This window comes from Candidatus Palibaumannia cicadellinicola, assembly GCF_002855795.1.
Taxonomy (GTDB): domain Bacteria; phylum Pseudomonadota; class Gammaproteobacteria; order Enterobacterales; family Enterobacteriaceae; genus Baumannia; species Baumannia cicadellinicola_C.
This window is the reverse complement of record NZ_NJPO01000074.1, coordinates 1-4,141: the sequence shown is the minus strand read 5'-3', so window position 1 is coordinate 4,141 and position 4,141 is coordinate 1. Positions and strand designations below refer to the sequence as shown.

The following is a 4,141-nucleotide window of genomic DNA, read 5'->3' as shown; positions in this document are numbered from 1 at the left end:
GTTAGTTATACCAAGCTTCACGCTTACATACATACTTAAGCTAGAAAAAACAATAGCATAATAACAAGCTGTTACTTCACAGTAGAAATATATGTGCTGGTAGCCATGGCTTTTAGCCAAGCAATTTCCTGTGACCAAATAGCAGGATTAATAGTTTCTAAAATGATAGGAATATTATTAAAACGTTTATCAGCCATGATCCAAGCAAATGCTGTGCAGCCTATCTTGCCTTTACCTAAGCTTTGGTGGCGATCAACTCTGCTACCGCAAGAAGTTTTCGCATCGTTTAAATGCAGGCCACGCAGGTATTTAAAACCAACTATGTTAGCAAAGCTATTGAAAGTTTCAATACAGGTCTCTTCTGTACGTAAATCATAGCCGGCTGCGAATGCATGACAGGTATCAATACAGACGCCAATTCGGCTTTTATCATCAATTTGCTGGATGATTTCGGCTAATTGTTCAAAGCGAAATCCCATATGACTACCTTGGCCAGCGGTATTTTCAATTACTGCAGTCACGCCTGCCGTTTTTTCTAGTGCAACATTGATAGACTCTGCGATGCGGGTCAAGCTAGCGTATTCATTAATCTGCTGCAAATGGCAGCCAGGATGAAAGTTAAGTAAGCTAAGGCCCAACTGCTCACAGCGGTGTATTTCGTCGATAAAAGCAGCACGCGACTTTTCCAGCTCATCTCTAACCGGATGACTAAGGTTAATCAGGTAGCTATCGTGTGGTAAAATTTGTTTTGTCGTATAATGATACTCCGCGCAGGCAGCGCGGAAACTTTCGATCGTTTTTCGAGTCAGTGCCGCAGCTTTCCATTGACGCTGATTTTTGGTAAACATAGCGAAAGCAGTAGCCTGTAATGCATGTGCACGTGTGATAGCTTTATCCACACCACCAGTGGTACTGACATGTGCACCAATAAATTTGGTTTCGTTCATCCGACCTAGACAACCACTAACATTAAACCATGATCATTTATATGAATAATCATATCTTTTACTAATTGATGATTAGTATTTTGTTGTGTTAAGTATGAAAGAAAAGAATAGCACTAAAAAGTGCTTTGAGTTTTCATTATTATTTAGTGCTTATTATGAAGCTGTCTTATCATCTATATTTTATTTTGCCGAGATGATTTCTACACTATGTTAGATAAAACTCCTCAGCCGCAGAAAATTAACGGTCTGCGTCGTGAACTCAAAACCCGTCCCCTTACTATGATCGCTATCGGTGGCTCTATTGGCACAGGATTATTTGTTGCCTCAGGTGCCTCAATATCCCAGGCTGGTCCTGGCGGCGCATTATTGTCATATATACTGATAGGTATCATGGTTTATTTTGTCATGACTAGTCTAGGCGAGCTAGCCGCTTATATGCCTGTATCTGGTTCGTTTGCCACTTATGGCAGGCTCTATGTAGAGGAAGGTTTTGGTTTTGCACTTGGCTGGAACTACTGGTACAACTGGGCGGTAACTATTGCTGTAGATCTAGTAGCAGCGCAAATAGTAATGGGTTACTGGTTTACCACCACACCAGGTTGGATCTGGAGTCTATTCTTTCTAGGTGTAATATTCCTACTAAATGTGATTTCAGTCAAAGGTTTCGGTGAAGCAGAATATTGTTTCTCATTGGTTAAAGTAGCCACAGTTTTGGTGTTTATTACGGTTGGTATGCTGATGATAATAGGTATACTGCACGGAGGAGCGCAAGCTTGTTGGTATAACTGGCAGATAGGTGATGCGCCGTTCGCAGGTGGTTTCGCGGCGATAATAGATGTAGCAATGATCGTTGGTTTCTCCTTTCAAGGTACAGAACTCATTGGTATTGCCGCTGGTGAGTCAGCAGACCCGAAAACGAACATTCCACGTGCTATGCGGCAAGTTTTCTGGCGTATTCTGTTATTTTACGTACTATCAATATTAATTATTAGCCTTCTAGTTCCCTATACTAGTCCTGCTTTGTTGCATAATAATATAAATAACATCACTGTTAGCCCATTCACCTTGGTATTCAGTAAAGCTGGGCAGCTTTCGGCGGCCGCTATAATGAATAGTGTAATTCTTACGACAGTTTTATCGGCTGGCAACTCAGGCATGTATGCCTCAACGCGTATGCTCTATACTCTCGCGCTAGAAGGTCAGGCTCCGAAAATATTTGCGCGCTTGTCTAAAGGGGGAGTGCCGCGTAACGCGCTGTATATGACTACTATCGTGGCTGCTTTGTGTTTTTTATCATCAATATATAGTAATCAAAAAGTATATTTGTGGCTGCTTAATACCTCTGGTACTACTGGGTTCATTGCTTGGTTGGGTATTGCTATTAGCCATTATCGTTTCCGTCGTGGTTTTAACAAACAGGGATGTAGCTTAGGGAAATTACCGTACCGTGCTGGATGGTTTCCGCTAGGACCGGTGTTTGCTTTTATTTTATGCCTAGTTATTATCCTAGGGCAACATTATCAAATGTTTCTAGCAGAGAGTATTGATTGGAACGGCGTGGTAGTAAGTTATATTGGTATTCCATTATTTTTTTTGATTTGGTTCAGTTATAAATGTTATCGCGGTAGCAGCATAGTCCGCTATGAAGATATGATTTTTCCAAAAGAGCTGACTAGCACGTTATAATTGATTGTTGACGTATTTTACGTATGGCAATGCCATTGCATAATATTTTGTTATTTAAGCGTTAGATATTATTAACAGTATAATAAATCATTAACGAGATTATCGCTTCGTACCATTTTATTGCCTCCTGGAGAAAAATTACATACATGGTAACGTTGACAAAAGAAGCATCTATGGTGCGTCAGGCTTTACTGGCACATGGGCTAGAACCACTTCTGCGGGGGAATATGTTAGACAGAGAAATACGTAAACAGCGTATTGCTAAATATATAAAGAAAATCATGACGCTGCTTAACCTAAATATCGCGGATGACAGTTTAGTAAAAACGCCATATCGTATCGCCAACATGTATATGGAGGAAATCTTTTCTGGCTTAGATTATGCTAATTTCCCCAAGATTACTGTTATCTCTAATAAAATGAAAGTAGATGAAATGGTAACAGTACGCGATATTACTCTTACAAGCACCTGTGAGCATCACTTTTTAATGTTTGATGGTAAAGCGACTGTTTCTTATATTCCCAAAAGAAGCGTGATAGGCCTATCTAAAATTAACCGTATCGTGCGGTTCTTCGCTCAGCGTCCACAAGTTCAAGAGCGACTCACCCAGCAAATTTTATTAGCGTTACAAACTATTCTCGGCACAAATCACGTAGCAGTATCCATTTATGCGGTCCATTATTGCGTCAAAGCACGCGGTATTGGTGACTCAACTAGTGCAACTACTACTACTTCATTAGGAGGATTATTTAAATCGAGCCAGAATACCCGTCAAGAATTTTTGCGTACTATCACGCATTATAGATAAATATAGATAAATAATGCTAATACCTATTATTTAATCTTGATCTATTCGGCTAGCTACGGCTCCCTGCTGATTGCAGTATTTCGCTTTATAACGCCGGTTATAGGGACGTACTGCTGGTCCACTTAGTGGTTCGAAACTAAGTGCAGCTATCTGCATGCCAGGGCGAAGTACCAGCGGTAACTTACCAAAATTATAACACTCTAGTACTATTTGTCCTTGCCAGCCTGGATCAATTCGGTGTGCTGTCACATGTACCATAAGTCCAAGTCGTGCAAGGGAGGAACGACCGTCTAGCCAGCCAATTAAGTTAGCAGGCAGCGCAATAGACTCCATGGTAACTGCCAGCGCAAGCTCTCCAGGATGAAGAAAAAAAGCATCGCCAGTAGCTAGCTTAATTTCATCGCTCATTATTCTATTCAGTGCGGCAGTTACTTTATTTTTTGGTCCGCTCAAGTCAACAAATGCTGCAGTATGCCCGTAAAAGACTCTAAACTGATTGCCTAAAAGTACATCTACCGTTGCACCGTTAATTCTTTCTATCGGTGGACGTGGGAAAATATCTAGTCTACCTTTATCTAGCCATCGTTCAATATCACGATCACATAATCTCATCACTTGCCTTCTCCATGAAGAGGAATAACTACCCTAAAATAAGGACTCATTTAGTTAGTATTAATCTCATTGATTCTAGCACTGCTC

4 protein-coding genes are annotated in these 4,141 nt (G+C 40.7%); 2 read left to right on the top strand and 2 right to left on the bottom strand.

The features are described 5' to 3' along the window. Positions 1-71: 71 nt before the first annotated feature. Positions 72-947 carry a deoxyribonuclease IV gene (nfo, locus tag CEX73_RS01470; protein WP_101626839.1) on the bottom strand — a complete coding sequence of 292 codons (876 nt, stop codon included), beginning with the start codon at positions 945-947 and terminating at the stop codon, positions 72-74. 207 nt (positions 948-1,154) lie between these two features. Between nfo and CEX73_RS01465 the strand changes: the two genes are divergently transcribed. Together CEX73_RS01465 and folE are read left to right on the top strand one after the other, a co-directional pair. Further along, complete coding sequence (locus CEX73_RS01465) at positions 1,155-2,633, top strand: amino acid permease (protein ID WP_101626838.1); 1,479 nt, start codon at positions 1,155-1,157, stop codon at positions 2,631-2,633. Positions 2,634-2,779: 146 nt separating this feature from the next. After that, positions 2,780-3,442: a GTP cyclohydrolase I FolE gene (gene folE, locus CEX73_RS01460; protein ID WP_101626837.1), complete on the top strand. Its 663-nt coding sequence runs from the start codon at positions 2,780-2,782 to the stop codon at positions 3,440-3,442. A gap of 30 nt (positions 3,443-3,472) precedes the next feature. On the opposite strand, the gene dcd is transcribed toward folE, so the two are convergent. Beyond that, positions 3,473-4,054 (bottom strand): dCTP deaminase, encoded by a 582-nt coding sequence (dcd, locus tag CEX73_RS01455; RefSeq protein WP_101626836.1) that lies wholly within the window; start codon positions 4,052-4,054, stop codon positions 3,473-3,475. Positions 4,055-4,141: the final 87 nt, after the last annotated feature.

What these genes read in the sequence shown, in the direction of transcription:
- folE (WP_101626837.1), top strand. Translation starts at nt 2,780, where the DNA reads ATGGTAACGTTGACAAAAGAAGCATCTATGGTGCGTCAGGCTTTACTG.
- CEX73_RS01465 (WP_101626838.1), top strand. Translation starts at nt 1,155, where the DNA reads ATGTTAGATAAAACTCCTCAGCCGCAGAAAATTAACGGTCTGCGTCGT.
- nfo (WP_101626839.1), bottom strand. Translation starts at nt 947, where the DNA reads ATGAACGAAACCAAATTTATTGGTGCACATGTCAGTACCACTGGTGGT.
- dcd (WP_101626836.1), bottom strand. Translation starts at nt 4,054, where the DNA reads ATGAGATTATGTGATCGTGATATTGAACGATGGCTAGATAAAGGTAGA.